At 54.7% G+C, this 23,709-nt stretch carries 12 protein-coding genes; 8 read left to right on the top strand and 4 right to left on the bottom strand.

Annotated elements, in window-relative coordinates; genetic code table 11:
* Positions 1 to 29: 29 nt before the first annotated feature.
* A complete protein-coding gene (locus FRY97_RS04005) occupies positions 30 to 224 on the top strand; it encodes a hypothetical protein (RefSeq protein WP_147166145.1) in 195 nt (64 codons plus the stop codon).
* 104 nt (positions 225 to 328) lie between these two features.
* The gene (locus tag FRY97_RS04000) at positions 329 to 673 is read left to right on the top strand and encodes a hypothetical protein (RefSeq protein ID WP_147166144.1); all 345 of its coding nucleotides are present in this window, start codon (positions 329 to 331) and stop codon (positions 671 to 673) included.
* 452 nt (positions 674 to 1,125) lie between these two features.
* Here the strand turns inward: FRY97_RS04000 and FRY97_RS03995 are convergent, their stop codons facing one another.
* A complete protein-coding gene (locus FRY97_RS03995) occupies positions 1,126 to 1,545 on the bottom strand; it encodes a VOC family protein (RefSeq protein ID WP_147166143.1) in 420 nt (139 codons plus the stop codon).
* 275 nt (positions 1,546 to 1,820) lie between these two features.
* On the opposite strand from FRY97_RS03995, the gene porN reads away from it, so the two are divergent.
* The 3 genes from porN to FRY97_RS03980 all read left to right on the top strand — a co-directional run bounded on the left by porN (position 1,821) and on the right by FRY97_RS03980 (position 4,212).
* Entirely contained in the window at positions 1,821 to 2,633 is an 813-nt protein-coding gene (gene porN / locus FRY97_RS03990) for a type IX secretion system ring subunit PorN/GldN (RefSeq protein WP_147166142.1), read from the top strand.
* 97 nt (positions 2,634 to 2,730) lie between these two features.
* Positions 2,731 to 3,660 carry a calcium/sodium antiporter gene (locus tag FRY97_RS03985; protein WP_147166141.1) on the top strand — a complete coding sequence of 310 codons (930 nt, stop codon included), beginning with the start codon at positions 2,731 to 2,733 and terminating at the stop codon, positions 3,658 to 3,660.
* Positions 3,661 to 3,696: 36 nt separating this feature from the next.
* Positions 3,697 to 4,212: a gamma carbonic anhydrase family protein gene (locus FRY97_RS03980; protein ID WP_147166140.1), complete on the top strand. Its 516-nt coding sequence runs from the start codon at positions 3,697 to 3,699 to the stop codon at positions 4,210 to 4,212.
* Between the two features lie 115 nt (positions 4,213 to 4,327).
* Here FRY97_RS03980 and FRY97_RS03975 read toward each other — a convergent pair whose 3' ends face one another.
* Positions 4,328 to 6,808: a TonB-dependent receptor domain-containing protein gene (locus FRY97_RS03975; protein ID WP_147166139.1), complete on the bottom strand. Its 2,481-nt coding sequence runs from the start codon at positions 6,806 to 6,808 to the stop codon at positions 4,328 to 4,330.
* Positions 6,809 to 7,050: 242 nt separating this feature from the next.
* On the opposite strand from FRY97_RS03975, the gene paaA reads away from it, so the two are divergent.
* From paaA to paaC, 3 genes are all read left to right on the top strand, one after another.
* Complete coding sequence (paaA, locus tag FRY97_RS03970; protein ID WP_147166138.1) at positions 7,051 to 8,022, top strand: 1,2-phenylacetyl-CoA epoxidase subunit PaaA; 972 nt, start codon at positions 7,051 to 7,053, stop codon at positions 8,020 to 8,022.
* A 378-nt stretch (positions 8,023 to 8,400) separates the two neighbouring features.
* Positions 8,401 to 8,691, top strand: coding sequence for a 1,2-phenylacetyl-CoA epoxidase subunit PaaB (gene paaB, locus FRY97_RS03965; protein ID WP_147166137.1), 291 nt, complete (start codon positions 8,401 to 8,403; stop codon positions 8,689 to 8,691).
* Between the two features lie 66 nt (positions 8,692 to 8,757).
* On the top strand, positions 8,758 to 9,519 hold the full coding sequence (gene paaC, locus FRY97_RS03960) for a 1,2-phenylacetyl-CoA epoxidase subunit PaaC (protein WP_147166136.1): 762 nt from the start codon (positions 8,758 to 8,760) through the stop codon (positions 9,517 to 9,519).
* Positions 9,520 to 9,573: 54 nt separating this feature from the next.
* Here paaC and FRY97_RS03955 read toward each other — a convergent pair whose 3' ends face one another.
* Positions 9,574 to 12,531: an aminotransferase class III-fold pyridoxal phosphate-dependent enzyme gene (locus FRY97_RS03955; protein ID WP_147166135.1), complete on the bottom strand. Its 2,958-nt coding sequence runs from the start codon at positions 12,529 to 12,531 to the stop codon at positions 9,574 to 9,576.
* Positions 12,532 to 13,264: 733 nt separating this feature from the next.
* Positions 13,265 to 23,680, bottom strand: a complete 10,416-nt coding sequence (locus tag FRY97_RS03950) for a DUF7507 domain-containing protein (protein WP_211356804.1) — start codon at positions 23,678 to 23,680, stop codon at positions 13,265 to 13,267.
* Between the last annotated feature and the right edge of the window lie 29 nt (positions 23,681 to 23,709).

Raw genomic sequence — 23,709 nt, 5'->3', positions numbered from 1 at the left:
GCATTAGAAAACTAAATTTAAGCTTGATCATGAGCAAGGACACAAAAAACTGGCCCGAGCTGGCCATTGGCCTTTTTGAACAACTGACAGGCCGCGATGCGGAAATCAGCTATCATTTTGACGATTTTGAGCTGCATGTGCCCAGCAGCACGGCAGCGGATGCAGCGCATGCCAAATGGAAAATGAATGGCACCCTACGCGTGACGACCAAGGAAAAATCATAATTGGCCAATCATGACGCCTGCCGGCCTCTTTTTAACGGGGCTGGCCTTCATCATCCCAAAGCAGGGCAGCGTTTGGCTGCCCTCCTTTGCCAAGTCTTCTCATTATGCCCACTACTACGCTTCAGGCAGCCGCCAATCTGTCCTGTTCCTGCCCTCAGGGAGCCATCTCTCTCGAAGGAGGGCAAGAGCGCTCCCCCCTCATCATCGCTTTCCCCAACCTGCCTACACTGCACTACCTGTTGAAAACTGCCGGAGGCAGGCGCCTATATGCCCTCAAGCAATATGCCCCCTATTTGTCCAACCCCCTGCAAGTCCATTTGGAGGGGCGCCTGCTCGTTGCGAAAACAGAAAGTGGGCAATGGCACATTGAATGGTGGCCGGTAGGGAAGGCCCTGCTTCGGCTAATTGGCTATTCCTTAAGAGAGCGTGTTGGGATTTTGTCCTTCTAGTCGAAAATTAGTGCCTCAAGCCATTTTTTGATTAAACGAGACCCGAAAACCGGAGTTTAGCCAAGTCCCGCTTTTGATACACAAAAGCGGGAAGGATTTTCGGGGCAAAGTATAAACAAAAAAGTGTCCCGCTGTCTAGCGGGATAGACCGATTACTAAAGCCCCAACACGCCTTACGACCCAGCGTACTATAAAACCCTGGCTGTTGGGCAAGAGGGGTAGGCAGGACACCATGCCTGCCTACACTGGATGATCACTCTCGAAAGAATGACCTCCTTCGGTAGTGCTAATCTGCAATTTTTTCAAAGAACTGCTTGGATGTTAACATAGCATCTCTAAAATAACCGATGCCGGGCTGCAGCACCTCGGCTGAGCTGAGACAGACTGCTATAATCCGCCGAATGGGGCATTGGGCTCTTTGGTTGTGCGGGTAGCTGGGGCCAACCTGTTTTTCAGGCTGTAGCAAAAATTTTAGCTTTATCGGCAAAAGCTTTGAACTCCAGTGCATTACCGGATGGATCGAGGAAAAACATCGTAGCCTGCTCTCCGGGCTCACCTTTGAAACGGATGTAAGGCTCGATCACAAATTCCACCTTTGCCGCTTTCAGCTTTCCGGCCAGCGCTTCCCAGGTGGGCATGTCCAGAATAGCCCCAAAATGCCTTACCGGAACCGACTTGCCATCCACGGGGTTGGCCATAGGCTCCGATGCCGGCTCATCAGTCAGGTGGGCTGACAATTGGTGCCCAAAAAAGTTGAAATCAATCCAGCGTTCTGAAGTACGCCCTATGCTACACCCCAACAAGCCTTCATAAAACTGCCGGGTCTCAGCCAGGTCGCTCACGGGGAACGCTAAGTGGAATGGCGGCTGCATACGCGCTATATCTTTCTAGTTAAAAAAAATAATGTCTGTAAAGTAACGAAAAATCAAAGCCCGCCCGCTGCCCCTAATGAATTTAACAGCCTTAAAACAGCCTCCTGCCCTGCCCATTTCCGCCTGCCCCTGTAACCTTCGGGCCCTGCTGCATTAAGCAGGCAAAACCATCCATAAACCAGGAAGCCTTCTCCCAAAGGGCGGCATTGCCACAGCCGGCCCCTGCCCGTGCCATGCCCGCCCCTATGGTTGGGTTTCCTCCAAAATGAAGGGAAATGAAGTATTGGTTGTTATTGCTGTGGCCGCTGGCCACCCTGCAGGCTTATGCCCAGCCCGAGCAAATGCCGTTGGACGACATCACGTCACGCCGCCTACAGGCAGAAGAACGGCAGCTCCCCTACCCTCCCGTCCGGGAGGCGGATATCCTTTGGGAGCAGCGCGTATGGCGCACCATTGATACACGAGAAAAAATCAATCTGCCATTCCGTTACCCCGAAGCTCCGCTCGTTTCCATCCTTTTAGAAGCCATTGAAGCAGGCGAGCTTCGGGCTTTCAGCCCGGCATCTGAGTCCTTTGCTGTGCTTATGGAGGCCGAAGAGCTCCAACAGCTCCTCTACCGCGAAGACACCATCCCGGTTTACGATTTCGACCTTGGGCGGGAGGTTTATCAGGTTGTCCAAGACGACTTCGACCCCGCCTCGGTAGTGCGCTACCGGCTCAAGGAGCAATGGTATTTCGACAGCCGCTCCTCTTCCCTTCAGGTGCGCATACTGGGCATAGCCCCTATTGTAGAAGACCGGGACGAGCAAGGCCATGTAAGGTTTGAACAGCCGCTCTTCTGGGTTTACTTCCCTGAAGCCCGGCAAATACTGCACCGCATGCCCATGCCGCAAGATGGCACCTACCACAGCCCTATGAGCTGGGCCGACCTTTTTGAGATGCGCAAGTTTGCCAGCCACGTGATCAAAGTTTCCAATATACAGGATGCCCGGCTTGAAGCCCTGTATACTGGCCGGGAGCTGCTGCTCAAAGCCGAGCAGGCAGAAGAGAACCTCTTCAACCGCGAAATCGGCCACTGGCAACACTAAAGCCTTGCCAAGGCAGAGCGAATACCTTACTTTTGCGGCACTTCAGCGGGAGGGGCAGCTTGTATGGCGCCCCCTCCCCGCGCCGTAAAAGCAGGATATGGATATAGCACTATACACCGGGCTGTTCATTTTAAGCCTTACCGTCCTTCTAAAAGCCTCCGATTGGTTTATCGATGCTGCAGAGCAGATCGGCCTTTCCCTCGGGGTTTCCCCTTTCATCATTGGGGTGACCATTGTAGCCTTTGGCACATCCCTGCCCGAGCTGGCCACCTCTATTGCCTCCGTTATAGGCGGGGAGTCCGAAATTGTTGTTGGCAACGTAGTAGGCTCCAATATCACCAATATTGCCCTTGTGCTGGGCCTGGCCGCACTCGTTGTCAACAGGATAGAGATGGAGTACAATATCTGGCATGTAGATATGCCATTCTTGTGGGGCTCTGCCTTCCTGCTTTGGTTCACGCTGCGGGATTTTCACTTTTCCATATTTGAAAGCTTGCTGTTTCTGGTCGGGATTGTAGTTTTCCTGGCTTATTCCTTTAAAGGCGAAGATGCTGAAGAAGCATTGGACCGGCCCACCATCAACTGGAAGGTTTATGCTATGCTGCTGCTCGGCGGGGTACTGGTATACCTCGGGGCAGACTACACCATTTTCGCTATCCGCCAACTCTCAGCCATGGCCGGCATCAACCCCGAGATCATCGCCTTGTCTGCGGTAGCCTTGGGCACCTCCCTGCCGGAAGTCATCGTGAGCCTCAACGCAGCCCGGCGCGGCAAAGCTTCCATCGCTGTGGGCAATGTGCTCGGCTCCAATATATTCAACACCTACATCGTAATGAGCATCCCTTCATTCTTTGGAGAGCTTACCATTCCTGCCAACATCAATGACGTCTACCTCCCGCTTATGATAGCCATGACCGTGCTCTTCGGCATCATGTCCAACAATAAAAAAATAACGCGCTGGGAAGGCGTTGTCCTGCTCATGTTCTACGCTTTCTTTTTCGTAGACCTGCTCTCCACTGCACTGTAAACACTATCTTAGCAGCCCAACCAAAATCATCTCGTCATGGCTTTGATCAAAGCAGTAAAAGGCACCTCCCCTAAGTTTGGCAATGATTGTTATCTGGCTGAGAATGCCACTGTAGTAGGGGATGTACAAATGGGGGATCAGTGCAGCGTATGGTTTCAGGCCGTTATCCGCGGCGATGTGCACCAAATCCGGATGGGAGACAAGGTGAATGTGCAGGATGGCGCCATTATACATTGTACTTACGAACGAGCGCCCACTACCATCGGCAATAATGTCTCCATCGGGCACCGCGCTATCGTACATGGGTGCACCGTCCACGACAACGTCCTGATTGGGATGGGGGCCATCGTAATGGACCACGCCGTGGTGGAAGAGAACGTACTGATCGCTGCCGGGGCCGTCGTACTGGAGAACAGCCGTTTGGAATCGGGCTATATCTACGCGGGGGTGCCCGCCCGAAAAGTCAAACCGCTCAGTGCCGAGGCATTCGCAGATTCTGTAGGCCGCATTGCCAACAACTACATCATGTACAGCAGCTGGTTTAAAGGATAAACACTGCTGGGGCCAGCACCTTTGGCTACTTTGCCCGCATGGCGGGCGCTAAAAGCAGCGCCAATGCAGATTAGGATCTGCATTGGCGCTACTGCTTTTTTGGCGAAAGCCAAGCTTAAAACTCTGCCCCGCCCCCGTCTTTCAAATCGTCATTCCGGATTTTGCTGCCCCGGCGCTGCTGCCGGAAATCAAGCTTGCCAAAACGGTAATTGATATTGAGCCCAAACGAGCGGAAAAGCACGGCGCTTGTGCTGCGCTGGTAAAAGTCTGGCCCGCTGATCTCATTGGGGAACTCCTTGAACTTGATAAAAGGCTCTGTCATATTGATGCCCAGGCTGAACCGCTTGCTGAACTCCTTCTGGAAGCTCATGCTGAAAAGGGAAAAGGAAGCAATCTTGCCCTGCACGGTCTGCCGGGGTGCCCGGTAAAAACCGAATGCCTCCATTTTATAGCCCTTCCCAAAGTCGAACGACCCATTGATGTTGCCATTGAACAGGACTGCCTCATTGCTCAGTCGCTGCCCGTTGATGACGCTTTCCGTATCGAAAGTGAACACGTTCACGCCTCCTCTGAGGGTGAGCCGCTTGGCAATGGTAGCAGAGGTGAAGAGGTTGAAACCAATAGACTGATTTTCGCCCACGTTGAGGTAGGTCGTCCGCGACACACCTTCTGCATCTACCTCCTGCTGGAACTGCTGTATCACATCCGCAGTTTTTCGGTAGAAGACGGAAGCATTAAAAGACAGCCCTTTTACAAATGTGCTGTAGTTGACCTCATACTGATCGGTCAGCTCGGGAGAAAGCAAAGGGTTGCCGGTGGTGACGCTGAAGGGGTCATTGAGGTTGACAAATGGATTGACAAAAAACAAGCTCGGGCGCTGAATGCGGCGCGCATAGCTGGCCTTGACCGTAGAAAAGTTCTTGAGCTTCCGGCTGAGGATGATACTAGGCAGGATATTCGCATAGTCGTTGGTGAAGGCATCAGCCGCCTCGTCCTCAAAATCGCCCCGGATGTCGGTGTACTCGTACCTTGCCCCTGCAACGAGCCCATACTTTTCCCCGAGCTTGACGTTGAATGAAAGATAGCCTGCGTACACATCCTGATCGTAGAGGAAAATATTGGACCGGCTCGCATCGCGCAAGTAGGCATCGTCATTAGCATTGTACACCTCATAACGCGAATCGCTATCGATACGGCGCAGTACGCCTTTCAGGCCGGTTTCCATCTTTACCCGGTCATTGAAAGGGTGCACATAGTCTGCCTGCAAGGTGTACTCATTGTTGTAGCTGTCGTTCGCATTGCGCTCGTCTACAGCAAGGGATTCGTTGTTGCCAACCTGCTGTACCAAGTTGTCCTGATTGCCCTGAGCGCCGCTCCACTGGAAAGCAAAAATCAGCTCCTGCCCTTCGGTTTTGAACGTCTTGCGGTAGTCCGTGTTCCAGTCAAAACTGGCCCGCAGGCTCTCCCCGCTGTTTAGGCGGCTATAGGCCTGATCGATGCCTGCCATCGGGGCAGTAAAGGCTGCATTGGTCACGCTCTCGTTGATGCTGCCGAAGCCCCCGAAAGTCAGGGAGGTATTGAGGCTGTTGTAAGCGTTGATGTCGTAAAAAGCCCCGACCGAGCCCCGCGGGCCGAAAGTCTGGCTTTCAGAGTCGCCATTCTGGACCAGGGTGCGCACGGTATCCCCGGAAAAATCCTCCCGGAGAAACTCCGAATAGCCGTCCCTAGGCCAGGAGCCCCAGCCGCTTGCGGTAGCATTGAGCCCAAAGCGCCCGCTCGATACGCTCAGGCTTGCACTGCCCCGGTTGATCCGGGTGCCAATGCTGGTGAACACCGACCCCGTAAAACCCTGGACCGATTTTTTCTTGGTGATGATGTTGATGATGCCCGCAGTGCCTTCCCCATCGTACCGGGCAGAAGGCGTAGTGATCACTTCTACGCTTTTGATCTGATCGGCCGGGATGGACTTCAGCGCTTCCCCTGGGTTTTGTGCAAACAGAGAAGAAGGCCTGCCATTGACCAAGATCTGTACATTCTGAGAGCCCCGCAGAGAGACGTTGCCATCGATATCCACCGACAGCAGGGGCGCTTTGCGCAAAACATCCGAGGCATCGCCCCCTATGGTCGTTAAATCTTGGTCAGCGTTGAAAACGATTTTGTCAATTTTGTTCTCCACCAAAGCCCGCTCGCTCGTAACTTCCACCTCACTTAGGGTGATGTTGTCTGGCTGTAAGTATATCACCCCAACGTCCCGGTCCGGCTTTTCGGGGGTCAGCACCACCCCTTTGACCACCTTAGCGGTATAGCCTATAAAAGACAAATGAATCTCATAAGTGCCATTGGGCACATCCTGCAGCTTAAACTCGCCTTTATCATCTGTAATGCCGCCGTTCACTTGTTTGCCATCGGCTGCGGACTTGAGGACCAGGGTGGCAAACTCTACTGGAGCCTGAGCCACCGAATCGATAACCGTGCCCGTGATTTTGCCTTTGATCGAAGGGCCTTGAGCTGCGCCCCGCCCGCGGACGCCCGGGGGCTGGGCCCAAAGTGCGATGGCTGTAAGGCTGAAGAGCAGCGTGATCATTCGTTTTTTCATATCATCCTTTGTCTTCTGGTATAGAAAAATGGCTTGGGGCGAGATATCCCAGGTTAACCAAAAGCAAAGATGCAGAAAAGGTTTAGCCAAGCGCCCTATTCAGGGGCAGGCTGCTGCATTTTGTGGCCAATGGTTGGGCAGTGAACAAAAACGAACAAATGTTCGTTTTTATCCCTGTAGGCATTTATATTTGTGCTTGCAAGGCTATATTGCCGTCTCTGACTCAACTACCTGCTGACGACATGGACCAGCCAACTAACCACACCATTGAAGACCAATTCCAAGCCCGCATTGACGCGGAGGAGCGCATCGAGCCTAAAGACTGGATGCCGGAGGCTTACCGCAAAACCCTCATCCGGCAAATTTCCCAGCACGCCCATTCTGAGATTGTAGGCATGCTGCCGGAGGGCAATTGGATTACCCGTGCACCTTCGCTACGCCGTAAAGTCGCCCTGCTCGCTAAAGTGCAGGATGAAGCCGGGCACGGGCTCTACCTCTACAGCGCTGCCGAGACCTTAGGCGCTGAGCGCGACGAACTGCTCGAAGAACTGATTACCGGGAAAGCCAAATACAGCAGCATTTTCAACTACCCCACCCTGACATGGGCAGACATAGGCGCAATAGGCTGGCTGGTAGACGGCGCTGCCATCATGAACCAAGTGCCGCTCTGCCGGTGCTCTTACGGCCCTTACGCACGTGCTATGGTGCGGGTATGTAAGGAGGAGAGCTTCCATCAGCGGCAAGGGTACGAGATCATGCTCACCCTGGCACGCGGCACAGCTACCCAAAAGCAAATGGCGCAAGATGCGCTCAACCGCTGGTGGTGGCCATCCCTGATGATGTTCGGGCCCAATGATGCCGACTCCAAGCACACCGCACAGTCTATGGCTTGGAAAATCAAGCGCTTCACCAACGATGAGCTCAGGCAGCGCTTTGTGGACATCACCGTGCCCCAAGCCGAATTTTTGGGCCTCACCGTACCCGACCCCAGCCTGCGCCTCAATGAAGAGACCGGCCATTATGAGTTCGGGGAAATCAACTGGGACGAATTCTGGCAGGTAGTCAAGGGCGAAGGGCCTTGCAACCGGCAGCGGCTGAAAGCTCGCCGCAAAGCCCATGAAGAAGGGGCTTGGGTAAGGGATGCAGCCTTGGCTTATGCCGAAAAGCGCAGAAAGCGCAAAGAAGCTGCTGCCGCAAAAACGCAGGTTGCTTAAGCAAACACTCAGCCTGGGGCTAGTGGTCTGTCAAGTGTTAATTTATGGGTTGAGTGGGAGCGAATTTTGAGGCTAATCAAGGCGGATGTTCCCGCGCACAGCAGCGCTACGTAAGGGGTTGTCCAACGAAGAGTAGCCTCAAAAGCCGCCGCAGGTAACCCCTAGTTTTAGCCTTGACAAACCACTAGTGCCTTAAGTCATAAATCTCTGATACTTAAGTTGAAGTTATTTTCCGGCTAATCAAGGCGAAGGTTCGCGACTTTAGCCCGAGCTAAAGGAGCGGTTCTTTAACGAAGAGTAGACGGAAAATAACGAAACTTGGGGTGTCAAGGATTTATGGCTTGAGGCACTAGGCCCAAGCTCAATCTTTGATCAACCATGAGTACTAAAAAAAACTGGCCCCTCTGGGAAGTCTTTATCCGCAGCAAAAATGGCCTGAGCCATAAGCATGTGGGCAGCCTACATGCTGCTGACGCAGAAATGGCCATAGAGAATGCCCGAGATGTATACACCCGCCGCAACGAAGGCGTGAGTATATGGGTGGTGGAATCCGGGCACATCACTGCCTCAAGCCCTAACCAAAGCGAATCGTTGTTCGATCCGGCAGACGACAAGGTGTACCGCCACCCAACTTTTTATGATGTGCCTGACGACATCAAGCACATGTAGGAAAACCACAACCGGGCAGGCCAAGGCCTGCCCGGTTTCCTCAGCCCTTCATACCAACCAACCGCCATGACTACCAAAGAAGCCACATTTGAATACCTGCTCCGCTTAGGGGACAACGCGCTCATCCTTGGGCACCGCCTTTCCGAATGGTGCGGGCACGGCCCTGTCCTCGAGCAGGATATTGCTATGACCAATATCGCGCTCGATCAGGTAGGGCAAGCCCGAAGCCTGCTGCAATATGCTGCACAAATAGAAGGCGAGGGCAGGACAGAAGATCAGTTGGCTTACACTCGCGATGTGATGCAATTCCGCAACCTCCTGCTTGTGGAACAGCCTAATGAAAATTTTGCCCATACTATCGTCCGGCAGTTCTTCTTTGATGCTTTCAACTTCCCGCTGTACCAGGGCTTGGCCCGAAGCAAGGACGAGCACCTCAAAGCCATTGCCGAAAAATCCCTAAAGGAAATCACTTATCACCTCCGCTATAGTTCTGAGTGGGTCATCAGGCTCGGAGACGGCACCCCCGAGAGCCATAAGAAAATGCAAGATGCGGTAGACGAGCTCATTATCTATACCGGCGAGCTGACCACCGCAGATGAAGTAGACCTGATGATGGCAGAAGCTGGAATAGCGCCGGCATTGGAACAGGTACATACTGCTTTCGATGAGCGCCTCAACGCCGTGCTGCAAGAGGCTACCCTCAACCGCCCCAAGCCCAGCTATATGCAGTCTGGCGGCAAGGATGGCCGCATGCATACCGAATACTTAGGCTACATCCTTGCGGAGCTGCAGTTTGTTCAGCGCGCCTACCCTAATATGGAATGGTAGCCCACTAAACGCTGCTGAACAGCCAAGCCGTTTTCGGCAGTTGCGCTACATGCTCTAGTACGGATAAGCACAGAGCACCTTTTCTAAATAGGTACAAAGGCGGTCTGCCGCTGCCTCGTCAAAAGAGAGGGGCGGTTTGATTTTCAAGACGTTGTGAGCGGGCCCGTCTGTGCTCATCAGTACGCCCAGCCTTCTCATTTCATTGATGGCATAGCTCCCAGCCTCCGGGGCCGGCTGCCCGCCCCGGCTCAGCTCCACCCCAAGGAACAGCCCATGCCCCCGCACATCGCTGATGAAGGGCACCTTTTGTTGTATCTCTTCTAGCCGCTTACGCAAAACCATCCCTATCTTCCGGGCATTTTCCTGCAGCCCCTCCTCTTCTATTACCTTTAGGACAGCTTCTGCGGCAGCGCACGCTACTGGATTGCCGCCAAAAGTGCTAAAAAACTCCATACCATTGTTGAACGCCTCTGCTACTTCCCGGGTGCATACGACTGCCCCCATCGGGAAGCCGTTGGCGATAGGCTTGCCCAATACAACGATATCAGGCACTACGCCCTGCAGTTCAAACCCCCAAAAAGCTTCGCCGACACGGCCAAAGCCCGTTTGTACTTCATCCATGATGCAAAGCCCCCCTGCAGCCCGGACCGCCTCAAAAACCGTTTGAAAGTACCCCGGGGGCGGCACCAGCTGCCCTCCACAGCTCAAAATGCTTTCGCTGATAAAAGCAGCGGGGGCAGATACGTGCTTTAAACGGCTCAGCTCCTGCACCACGCCCTCACTGAAAGCCGCTAGCAAAAACGTGCTCAGTGGCTGCCCGCCCCCTCCCTTGCCTTTGAATTTATAGGCGCTGATGTCTATACATGCTTGTGTATGGCCATGGTAAGCATGATCCATGGCCCATACATCCCGGCGCCCGGTGATGGTACGGGCCATGCGAAGGGCCAGCTCGTTCGCTTCACTGCCAGAGGTAGTGAGGTAAGCCACTTCCAGCCCCTGCGGAAGCTTGGCGGCCAGCTTTTCTGCATAGCGCACCAAGCCCGTATGCAAATACCGGGTATTGGTATTCAAGATGCCGGCCTGCCGCTGTACCGCCGCGACGACTTCAGGGTGCTGATGCCCTACATGAGGTACATTATTGACGGTATCCAGGTAGCGCCGCCCCGTCTCATCGTAGAGGTAGTGCCCAAAGCCCCTGACTATGTGCAGGGGCGCTCGGTAAGCGGTGCTCAGGTTGGGGCCTGTGAAAGAACGGCGTTTTTCCAAAATGACCGGTGTAGCCCATTGCCCTGTATCGGCCTGCGTACTGCCTTCTTCGAGCCCGGCCAAGGGCTCAGGGCTCGGGCAGATACTGCGGTAGATGCCCCATTCTTCCGGGAAACCTACGCCTGGAAAATCGCCAGATTTGCCCAAAAGGTCCAGCATGATCTGGAAATGCAGATGGGGCGGCCAGCCCCCATTTTCCGCCCATGGCCCAAAGGTCGCGATCTGCTGCCCTGCGCGGACTGCCATGCCCGGGTACAGCCCTTTCAACGACGACCTGGAAAGATGCCCATAAAGGGTGAAGAAAACGAGGCCAGGCATGGGCTCGTGCCTCAGGATGATAGTGGGGCCATAATCACGGTCTGCAGCATTATCGGCATAGCTGTGCACAGTACCATCGAGGGGCGCATAGACGGGAGTAGCCTCAGGGCCCCAAATGTCGAGCCCCAGGTGCACCGTCCGCCAGCGGGGGCCATCCAAGCCCTCTACTTCGTAAGCATCGGTGGTATAAAATGGGCGGGGCTCCCCGTACCCCCCCAGCCCAAATTCCGTTTGCGCATCCGATAACATTTGGGAAATGATGTGCTCAAACCCCTGCTGCGCCATAAAGTTGGCATTATTGCCTAGGCGGGTGCTGCCGACGCTCAGATCGAGGGCGGCCCAATCGGCCGGCAGGCTGCAGACCGGGCGAAGGTTGTGCTTGGCCCCCTCCAGCCATTTGCGGAAAGGCTGGGCTTGCGGGCAAGGCTCCCAACCGCATGCTTCCCGGAATGCGTAATGCCAAAGCGCCATCGGTTGTTGGGCCAAGTGGGCTATAGCCGCTTCCGCACCCGATTGGCTGACTTGGAGGTAAGCCTCCCCCGGGCGCTCGGCCAGGTTCTCCCGTGCCACGGCCCGGCTGATGAGCAGGCGGGCAACCATAAGCCCAGGCAAAGCCGCCACTTCTTTTTCCGTAAGGGGGAAGGCTTCGTGAAACGCTTTCACCACTTCTCGTGCAGCAGACAGCGGGGCTGACTGCCCCATGACCGCATAGGCCAGAGCTACCGCCAGATCGTTGACAGTAAAGGTTTTAACGGCATCCCCAAAATCAATGAACCCGCACACGCTCCAATGTACCCCTACTTCATCCCTAACAGGCTGCACCATGATGTTGTGCTCATTGGCATCCAAGTAAGCTACGCTTTGGCGGAGGTGAGGGAACAAGGGGAGGGTATGCGACTCAAAGTATTGGTACAGCTGTTGCTCCGCGGCTCCTTCCAAATGCGGCTTCACCCAAGTGGCGTGCTGCATATCCCACTTCAGGTACCGCTCCGCTCCAGGGTGTTCAAACCCTTGTAAGGCCTTGGCAAGCTGACCGCTGCTCCGGCCCAGGCTCCGCAATAGCCGGCCCTCCTTTAAGCCCGCCTCAGCATAAGGCAGCCCCTCTACCCAGGTGAGCAGATACGCCGCCCCTCCTTCTTTCAGTTGTTGCAAATAGGCACCATTTTCGCCAGGCACTGCCTGAGGAAGAGAGAACGGCAAGGGCTGACGGCTAAGCCATTGCAACAGCTCCACCTGAAAGCCTAAGGCCTCTTGCGATGACTGGCTGACTTTCAACACCCCCAAATGCGCTCCCGCTGCCTTAAGGGAAAAAGTGGCGTCAAACTCTCCTGCAAGGTGGCACAAAGATGCTGTCTTCCCGAAATAAGTGGATACGATTTGTGCCGCCCGCTCTGTGGTGCAGGCAGATGGCTGGCTAGGATAGGGCATGGAACGGCTTTTTCTCAAAAGTAAAAAATCAATAGACGCTATCATCAAGAAATGCGGCGATATGCCCAGATTGCCCCTAATAGCCGAAGTGCACGGCCCGCTTAGAGATGTTGAGATTTTGGCCTTCTAGCCGAAAATTAGTGCCTCAAGCCATAAATCCTTGACACCCCAAGTTTAGTTCTTTTCCGATTACAAAAGTCCCAACACGCGCTTAAAGTACGGCTACGCCCCACCTTTGCCCAAATGCCAACCCAGATGGGCTTTTCTTTGGCTTGCCCAGCCTGCTTCACGGGATGGGGCCTGCCCCTGCCGCAAGGATGGCCCAACAGCAGGTGCCGCTATGCTCCGGGGCTCGCTGCTCGCTCGGCCCTATCGGGCTTAAACCCCTGCGCAGCGCTAGGCCGAATTTTATAATTAAAGCCCCCCCCTGCACATCAAGCCTACTGAAGCTCCAGCCCGCCACATGTTGGCTCATGCCTGACCTAGGGGGAGCCTTGCCCCTCTATCCTTTTTTGGCGAAAGCCATATAACTACAAAATAACGGTTTAAACAAGGGGAGCAGCAGTACAGCTGTATACAAAAAGGAGAGCCTTGCCAAACGCGGCAGGCTCCCCCACAACAAAACAAATATGCACAATTCTTGGACAGATGGCACAGGGCCTTCTGCTGATTTCATGTTGCCTATAGAACCCGGAGGATTTATGAATGTTGACTCCCCCGGGCTGTTTCACACTTACTCCAAAATAATCAGCTGGCGCGTAAGGCGCTCGCTGCCAAACTGCAAGGTGTAAGCCAATACCCCTGTCGACGGCAACGCCTCCCGGCTCAATTCCCATTGCTGTGCCCCGGCTTCGAAATAACCAGCCTTGCTAAAGACCACCCTGCCTTGCATATCGCGCACGGTCAACCGGGCTTCCCCTGCTTTTGGCAGGTAGAATGGGATGGCCGTAGCTTGCATGAAAGGGTTAGGGGTGTTCTGCCCCAGCATAAGCCCTTCCGGAAGCACAGGCCCTGCTTCATTACCCGGGCGCACCGGAGCAGGGCTACAGAGCCCGGCCACAGACTGAATGTGGATGGTAGTCACGCAGCGGTCGTAGTTGCGCCCGCCAACGGTGCCGTCGGGCTGTAGAGCATAAGGGTTCTGCGCCTGATCCCAAGACCACAGCTCTACTTCCACACTTTCGCCATCGTGACAAGTAAGGATCAGCTTTTCCAAGCTGTTGCCCGCCGCCGGCTCCTCTCCACTACGGTTCATGCCAAGAGCGATCGGGCCATTACAGTCTGCAATGGTATCCATGGCCTCCATGAGGTAATCCATGGTTACCTCAGCGTAGGCAGCATCTGCCTGCCCATCGCCATCTATATCAGTACCCGGGGCCAACGGTATCAGCTCAATGGCCAGTGCATCGTAGCATGGGGGCGCTGCAACGTAGCAGTCTGCTATCTCGAATGGGATCCAGGCAGCAGCCATTTCTCCACACCCCCGGACAGCCTCGACATAAATGGCATGGCTGCCCGCTGGGAAAGTGCCTTGTACCCTGTAATTCGGGTAAGCGCCGGTCAGCGTTACTGCCCCATCGAGCAGGCCATCTGCGCCTTCATCCAAGAAGGCTGACACTTCTGGCGACATCCACTGCCCCACCGTACTGCTGTCTGTCACCGTGAAGGCCAGTTCGGCTTGCCCCGCGCAACTGTTGGCGTCAAAGCTGCAGAATGCATCAGGAGCCGTAAAGGTGATGACGGGGGCCGCTGTATCCTGCACAAAGAGCACCTGTGTGTATTGCCAGCGACCGGTTGAGGCCTCACCTCTCCAATAGCCTTGCGGGTTGCCCTCTCCGCCGCAAAGGGTATCTTTTGCCCCTTCTAGCGGGAAAGCATTGGCAAAAAGGCTGTCCGCATCGATGTAGGCCGTATCCAACTGACGGTGGGCCCAGACTTCCGCGAGGCCTGGCAGGCTATCACAGCCTTCATTCCGGCCCACGACAACTGCTCCTGAAAGGCCATCGTATTCGTCCCAGTTGGTCACCTCCCAGGTGCGCCATACCTGATAGCAGGCATACCCACCGTGGTACACCAAGCTGTCGCGGTGGCTAACCGTCACAGAATCACATAAAGAGGCGTAAAGCCGTACACTGTCAGCGCTAAGATCGGCACTGTACACCAGGCTGTCTTTGGGGAAAACGATGGCATAGGGCTCAAAGCTGCCGTCTTCCAGATAGATGACTTGGGTGTAGTACCAACGCCCAGTGTTGGGCACCTTCTGCCAATAACCTTCCGGGTTGGTCTGCCCATTGCACAGGGTATCCCTCACCCCGGCCTCAGGGAAGCTGTTGAGCGCCAGGCTGTCGGCGTCCACGTAGAGGCCACCTGGGCGGCTAAGCAGCCATACTGGGGCTTGCCCTGGCAATCCAAGACAAGCGGGGTCACGGCTCAGCGTATCTGCTCCCGTGCCGTCAAAAGTGCACCAATTGGTCACCTCGTAGGTCCGCAGGATACGGGCGCAAGCAGCCGCACCCCCAGCCACAAGGGTATCTGTGAAGGTGATGCCGACTGAATCGCAGCCATTGACCCAAAGGCCTGCTACCGGCAGATCGCCTGACTGATAGCCCCCCGGGGCCACCCTGACATCAGCAGGGAAGCGTACATCAAAGCCGCCTGCCCCGCCTAAGGTGACCACTTGCAGGAAGGTATCTGCCGAGATATTGCCCACTCGGTCGATGGCAATGAAACGGCGGGTGATTGTACCTGCCCCACATGATGTGAGCGCAACCATTGGCTCCAGTTCAACGGTCTCCGCTGAACAGTTGTCTATCACATGGGCGGTACCGAACAAGCTGTCCAGCTGATGCAGGTCGTAAGGATCGAACGCAGCTGGCAGATCGCTACAATCAGCAGCTACGTCTTCCAGCCCGTAACAAGTAGGAAGGGTCTTGTCTTCTACCAAGATATCGGTCCAGCACATATTGACGTTGCCGTGTATATCGGCCACCCTGAGCTCTACCGTCACATAGGTGCCAGCATCACAGCAGCTGAACTCAACGTAGCTGCCCCACTGCCCATAGACAGGCTCCGGCAGGCCTGAGCAATCTGCTTCGTCACGTTCATAAACCCTGCGCACTCGGATGCTGTCTACCCCGCAATTGTCGTAGCTTCCTGCATCGATGTGCTGAGTATAAAGGCGTGCCAGCCCAAACCCACCAACAGATACATTCAGCCCATTGGTACAGATGGCTACCGGTTCTGACTGATCCGCTACGCGGAAGTGGCAAAGCTGCTCTGTGGTGTTGCCACAGTCGTCGGTCACGGTATAACGGAACTTGTACTCCCCTATTTCCAGCCCAGTGATCAGGCGCAAGTCTCCGGAAAACAGTGTATCCAAGGCCACCAGGTTCATATTGCCCTGCCCATCGGGCTGTACGCTCAAGACTTCCGTCAGTACCGTCCAGGTATCAGAGCAGGCATCTTCCACTTCTGGCATCGGCACCTCAATAGTGGCAGAACAGTCGAAAGGGTCTGTGGGGAAGAGCATAATATCGTCTTCCAAAACTGGGCAGTAGTGCGTAGCCGTTGCACAATTCACTACAGGCGCGGAGAAGTCGCCTACTTTAATGGTTTGCACGAAAGTGCGCACACCATCTGGCTCGCAACTGTCCATGATGGACCAGGTACGCTCGAAAGCGTAAGTGCCAGCACACTCAGCCACCTCAGGGCCATCTGTATAAACTGCGGACAGGTTGCAATAGGGCTCCTCTAATGTGTGTACCCCAAAGGCAGCTTGTACATAAGGATAACCGCTAGCCTGTGGGTGAGGGTGGCCATTGGCATCAGCCAGCCACTCGTCTGCACAATCGTACCTTGAGAATAGGCGTGGCATCTGTACATCTCCCACTTCCGGCTGTTTCACCGTGATCTCTTGGGCACAGGAAGAGGTATTGCCCCGGATATCCATTACCGTAAAGGTCCTGTTGATGACCTGAGCGCTGCAATCTCCATCTGCCAGTAGCTGGTCGTTGAAGAAGAGGCTGTCCACGCCACAGAAATCTTCAAGCTCAACATCGCCGGTATAAGCCCTGCTGACGGAGTTGCCCAGCAAGTGGCCTACATCAGTACAGAAAAGGCCGTATGCTACCGTCGCAGTGTCTGTACGCCAACCAGGCTGAACAGTTGATTGCAGCGAGCCTCCGTCTTGGGTGAATACCACCCAGCGATAAGCTCCCTGAGCACCGGCCTGCATAGTGGTGGACAGAAGGGTGTATACCTCATTGGGGCTCAACTGTGCCGTAAGTGCGCGTACTGGCTCCAGACCTGCAGTTGGCCAGGTAGCCAGGCCGCCAAGTGGCACAGGCGCCCAGTCGTCTTCCAATGCAGCGGTAGTGTCTATTAAGTTGTTGCATGGCATGAGTGGCTGATAAGGCCCTTCATAGAGCATACCATAGCCATCTTCCTGAGGCAGGGCGCTGAACAATACAAAGGTGTATGCCCCACCCTGCTCCACGGTAAAGGAAGCCGTATCCATAAAGCTGCCTACAGCTGCGCCTCCAACCTGCTCGCATAAAGCATGCAGCTGAGGGCTGCTGTCTTCCAGCACACCGTCCAAGTACTGCACCGTTTGCAGCCGGCTGGCCTGATCGGTATCTTCAGGGCATTCGAGCTGTAGCGCAATAGGCAGGGAAAAGGTGAGCGCTTGGAAACAGTCTGTACTATTGGCGTCGTAGACTTGTATAGAGAGCGTGCCCCCTTCGCCTGTAATAGTGGCCGGCACTTCAATGACAACTGATGGCTCGTTAAAGGCCCCGGTTATGGCCTGCCCGCCCAAGTCGAGCGCCCAGCCTGCAGTGCCCCCGGGAGCCCCGTTGGACAGCACGAGCAGCTGGAAAGTGAACAGGTCGTCGGAAGCATCTGCTGTGCCTTGGTCATCACAATTGATATTGAAGGCAGAGACTGAAGCTATATCACAGGGCTGCTCCACATTAGAACAAGCGTTTGGTGCCTCTACCACCACCGTGGCAGTGCAGGTATCCTGTGCTGCATCTGCTATGCTGAAGGCAAGGTCTTGCCCTACGGGATAAGGCCCAAAGGTATATGTCGTGTCGTATGCTCCGGCTACCCCTTCCAGCTCAGACACAAATGAGTCGCCGCCTCCTGTCACCCTCAAAGTAAAGGTAAAAGTATCATCAGAAGGGTCGGCAGGAGTACCGTTGTCATCGCAAGCACTGGCAGCCGCCTGGGCCAAGATCTCGCATGGAGCTACTGAACAAGGAGCTGGCGCAGGCACTTCGAGTAAAAATTCGCAATCGGGATTGGACAGGTCGCGTATGGTAATTAAAGCATCCCCCTCTGCAATGAGGTAACTGGCATTGATCGGGGCTGGCACCCCAAACAAACCAAACTGCACTGGCAGTCCTGCTGCATTGTACGCGATCCAGTTGGCACCAACATCGTCCCCATCTATCAATACTGAGAATGTAAAGGTATCGTCAGCAGGGCTTTCTGGTGTCCCAGCGTTGTTGCAAGCTACATCAAGGGCTTGTGCCGATATGCCACAAGGGGCCACCGAGCAGGGATGAGGAGCCGTTACCAAAACGGTCAAGACACAGTTGTCATTAGCGTCTGGCGTTACGTTGAAGGTAACGTTACCCTCAGCAATGAGGTAAGGCCCGAAACTAATGGTGTCTCCAAAAGTGCCTGCCGTGCCATTTTCTGCTGTCCAGGTTTCACCTACATGCGAACCATGGATGACCAGGTCGAAAGCATAAGTATCATCTAGCGGATCTGCAGTGCCCTGATCATCGCATGCCATGTTCAGTATATTGGCATCGAGGTTGCAGTCGTTCGTGCAATTGGGCACCGCTACCTCAAAGGAGACCCCGCAGCTTTCCTGATCGGCATCTTCCACTGTAAAGCTCAGGGTTCCGCCTGCATCTGCTGCGGGGAAGGGGCCAAAAGTGGCTACTTGCCCGTAGGCCCCTGTAGTGCCATTATTAGCCATCCAGGAAGTGCCTGCTCCGCTGTTCTCTACCAAAAGACCGAAGGTAAAGCTATCGTCAGCAGGATTGCCGGGGGTGCCGTTGTCGTCGCAGAGGATAGTGCCGTCCACAACTGTAGCCTGCAGATTGCATGGGGCGTCCTCAGCGCATACCCCGGTCGCCGCTATCTCGATAGGAGCAGCTTGGCAGCTAGGGTCTCCAATAGCGTGCAGCCCCTGGATAAGCAAGTTTTGTGCAGCAGGGACCCCCGTAATCAACAGGCTACCGTAAGGCTCCGTATAGGTTTGCCCATTGATCACCGCTGTCCATCCGGTGGCTGCATTATTCACTGCCGCCACCGTCAGTACAAATCGGTAAGTATCATCTGATGGGTCAAATGGGGTACCGTTGTCATCGCACTGCGGAGCTGTAGCAGTTGCAGCGATGGCGCAGTCATCAGAGCAAGCGCCTGGAGCTTCTACCACAATAGGCTCAGCCTGGCAGTCTGGCGCACCGGCTAAGTTGATCGCTGTAATCAGGAGGTCTTCTCCCACAGCAAAGCCGCTCAGTGCAGTCGTGCCTAGGCTGCCATTTACTAGCTCCCCATTGATGATTGCCGTCCAGTCCGTCAAATCTGTATGGGCTGCCTCCACATTGAAGTCAAAACTGAAGGTGTCGTCTGTAGGGTCTGTAGGCGTACCATTATCCTCACAAACTACTCCGGCTACCGTAGCGGCAAGGCTACAAGGCTGCACGGCGCAAGGCGCTGGCGCTATTAACAGCAGATCAGCAGTACAGCCGTTGTCCCCTCCATCGCTGATGCGGACGGTCTTGTTGCCGCCAGCAATAGGGAATGGGCCTACCCATGCTGTTTCGCCATAAGGCGCAAGCGCCTGATAGGTGCCGCCGGGCACCATTCGCCACCGCCAGGTGCTTGCTGCACTGCCTTCTCCCGTTGCGGTCACCTCAGCATAATACTGATCGTCTGCAGGATCGGATGGGGTGCCATTATCATCACAAATCATGCCGATAAGCTCAGGAGTAATCTTGCAGTCCACGCAAGGTGGGGGCGGCATGACCGTAACTGTAGCGCTACAGCCTGAATCGCCGGCATCGGCAATAGAGATGGTACGCATGCCTGCGGAAATGGGATATGGCCCAAAATATTCTGGGTCGTTGTAAGGGCCTGTCCGTCCATCTGGCCCATTCCAACTGCCGCTGGTATTGGAGCCCGAAATATACATGGTAACGAAGTACTGATCGTCTGAACCATCAAATGGTGTACCGTTGTCCAGGCAAGGGGTATTCACATTGGTGATGGTGATGTTGCACACGTCCGAGCAAGTCCCTGCCGGCATAGCCCTTGACAAGACAGCAGAGCAGGCCGGAGCGCTGTTGTCTGTAAAACCAAGGCTGATCTCCTGGCCTGGCAGGTAAGGGCCAAAAGTGCTTACCTGATTGTACAAGCCAATCGTATTGCCTTGCGTATCGCCGATAGCGGACCATCCGTTGCCCAGGTTGCTTCCAGAAATGAGCACATCAATATAGTACACATCGTCAGTAGGATCGGATGGGGTGCCGTTATCACTGCAGTATGGCTCCTGAGCGACCATAAGATCAATTGTACAGGCATCCGAGCAGGCTGATGGTGCCGTCACCTCCACTGCTTGAGTGCAGGAGAGGTCCTCTCCATCGGTAATGAGCACAGTCACTTGCGGATAGTCTGCAATTGCGTATGGGCCAAAGCTAGCGGGCTGCCCATAAAAGCCGCTTTGCCCTCCTGCTGCGGTCCAGCTGCCAGCAGTGTTTACACCCTCCACCGTGATCTGGAAGGTAAAAGTGTCGTCTGCTGGATTGGCTGGCGTGCCATTATCATCACAAACGACATTGGAGGCCTCAGCCGAAGTAATCAGGCACTGTTCAGAGCAGGTAGCCGGCGGAGTGAGGGCAATAGCCGCTGTACAAGCTGCATTCTCACTATCTGTAAACGACAAGCTTACCGGCCCTCCTGCGATGGGGTACAGCGGAGTGGTCATGAGCTCGCCATAGAATCCCGTTTCGCCGTTGCTGGCATCCCAGCCATTGCTGCCAGAGTTGTTTGCCGTGATGAGCAGGTCAGCAAAGAACCGATCATCAGCAGCGTCTGCGGGCGTGCCATTGTCCATGCAACGGATATTGACGACCTGAGGTGTGATGCTACAGTCGAATGAGCAGGCTGCAGGAGGGTCCACCATCGTGGCTAACTCGCACCCTGTCACTTCATCAGCAGAGATCGTCACCTCTATTGCTCCTCCAATGATCGGGAATGGGCCAACGTTCTGTGCTGGCTGGCCGCCAAATACTGCATAGTTGTGCACCTGTTCTCCCGCTACAAACAACCGGTAGCCGACACCTGCATTGAAAGCATCTGCCGCGAGGTTGAAGTAGAAGACATCATCGGTTGGGTCGCCCGGTGTACCGTTGCCGTCGCAGAAGGTCTCTACAGAAGTAAGCGTCACTGCACAATCCTGAGAGCAGGTAGCAGGTGCTATTGCTCCGGCTGGCGCAAGGCAGCTCGGGTCATCGCTGTCGCGGGCGAAGAAGGTGACGTTGCCGGTCTGCTCGATATTGTAAGGGCCAAACACCTGTGGCACCCCATAAGTACCTGAAAGCTGTTGCCCCTGCCATACGGCAGTCCAACCCTCGCTGCCGCCCCCCTCGTTCATTACCGTAAGGGTGAATGTGTAGGTATCATCCGAGCTATCAGCGGGGGTTCCATTATCATCGCAGCGCACATCGGTGGTCAAGGCTGAAATATCGCAGGGCACGTTCAGTTCTGCACCATCGCCATCATCCTCATCTCCGCTATCATCTGTAAAATCGCCATCGCCATCGGTATCGACGCCATTGCCTGGCGTAGAATCGATATCGGGCTCATTCGCAGCGGCCACCTCCGCTAGGTTGAGATAGGAGCCTGCAGCATTTACTATGGCCTGTATAACCAGCTCTGTGCTCTCACCTGCCTGTAGGTTGCCAACCATCCAAATACCTGACTCAGCATCATATCCGGGAGCCGCTGAGAGAAAAGCAAAACCGCTGGGGAGCTGATCGGCTACTTCCACGCCTGTGGCATGGCTTGGGCCTTGGTTGACAAGGGTGATGGTAAAGGACACCGTATCCCCAGTGAATGCGCTGGCTGGCGCTACGGACTTCTCAAGCTCTAGGTCGATAAGCTGTTCTATAATGATCTGTACATCGTCCCCATCGTCTTCGTCATGCTCATCTTCAGATGGGAACATGCCGTTATCGTTGGAGTCTGCCCCATTGCCGGGCACGGAATCCATATCACGCTGATCAGCCGCAGATACAAAGGCGACATTGCGGTAATCCCCCTCCGGATTAACGATGGCGTCAATAAAGAGGCTCCGGCTGCTGCCTGCCCCAAGGCTGCCTACAGGCCACACCCCGGTTGTGGGGTTGTAGCTGAAAGGATAGGCCTGTACAAAGGTGAACCCGCTTGGGAGCAGATCGGTCACTTCCACCCCGGTCGCAATGAACGGGCCTTCATTGGCAACTGCGATTTCAAAGGTTACAGTCTGGCCAGCAACAGGGGTCGCATCATTTACCGTTTTGACCAGTTCGAGGTCGATCAGGCGTTCGGGGGAAACGATTACACCGTCGCCATCGTCCTCATCCCCAGGGTCATTCTGTACCTGTCCGTCCCCATCCGTATCCACTCCATTGCCTGGGGCCGAATCAATATCTTGCTCATTGGCAGCAGTTACTTCAGCCAAGTTGGTATAATCCCCTGTCATACGTACCTCTGCATACAACGTGAGCGTAGCCGTTCCATTTGCTGGCAGCGTGCCTACATTCCACCTGCCGTTGCTGGGATTGTAAGTGCCCTGTGAGGGCTGGGCTTCTGTGAACAGGTAGCCATTCGGGAGCTTATCCGTGACGGCCACTCCGGTTGCCACACTTGGGCCTTGGTTGGACAAGTCAATAGTGAAGGCCACCACTTCGCCGACAAGCGGAAATTGGTTGTTGATGTTTTTATCCAGCTCAAGATCGATAATGGCCTCTGGGCTGAGCACTGCCCGGTCTTCGTCATCCTCACTCTGGTCTCCGTCATCATTGCCGGGCGTAGAGTCTATGTCGTACTCCTTAGCTTCGGCCACCTGTACAGTGTTTGTATAGTTGCCCGTGGGCAGTACTGTTGCCTCGTAGCTAAAGGTTTGCGTTTCACCCGCTGCAAGGGTTAAGTTTTCCCAACGGACAACGGTGCCATTGAGCACACCTCCGCCAGAGATGCCAGTAATATCGGCTATGCCTGAAGGTATAATGTCTTCAAGGGCAACTTCCGTTGCAACACCTGGCCCTGCGTTTGTAAGAGAAACGGTATAGACAACGGTAGTCATCACATCTGGAGTAGCGTCGCTTACTGACTTTTCAACCGACAAATCAATAAAGATAGGCTCAACGATGGCCCGATCTTCGTCATCCTCGCTCTGGTCTCCGTCATCGTTCCCTGGAGAGGAATCAGGATCGTACTGATCCGCGGCTGATACTTCTGCGTTGTTGATATAGTCAGCAGCTGCTTCACTGGGCTCAACGGCTGCATCGAAGGTAAAGGATTGAAATGCTCCTGCCCCGATGGAGGGCACAATCCAAGTAATTGTGTTGCCAACAACCGTACCTCCTCCAGAAATAGCACTGATGTTGCTATAGCCTTCTGGCACGTCATCCCGTACTTCAACTCCTGTAGCCGTATCAGGGCCACTGTTTTGAAGGGTAATCGTAAAGGTCACTACGTCGCCAACGTTCGGATTGACATCAGACACCTCCTTTATCAAAGACAGGTCTGCATATAACAACGTAACTACCTCTTCATCTTCATCGGTTACTTCAGGGCCATCATTGGGCGGAGTCCCCGCTACAGAAGCAGTATTCAACACTTCGCCTGATTGGATGTCCTCTGATTGGATAAAGTATGAGGTATAAATGGTCTCTGAACTGCCCGGAAGTAAGGTAGGAAAGGACTCGCTCAAACCTGTGAGCGGGTCTGTCACCACTACAGGGGCTAATGTAACATTGCCTATATTGGTGACGACCAGGGTATAGACAATTTCATCCCCAACCGCGGTGTATGTCTGTGGCGCAGCTGTCTTCGATAAAGCGAGGGCGGGCTCCTGATCCGCAGTCACCGTCTCATCGTCTGTGTCTACGGCTTCTT

Origin of the sequence: Phaeodactylibacter luteus (assembly GCF_007993045.1) — a bacterium.
GTDB classification, from domain to species: Bacteria; Bacteroidota; Bacteroidia; order Chitinophagales; family Saprospiraceae; genus Phaeodactylibacter; species Phaeodactylibacter luteus.
The sequence above is the reverse complement of the archived record's forward strand: the minus strand, read 5'-3'. Positions and strand labels throughout refer to the sequence as shown.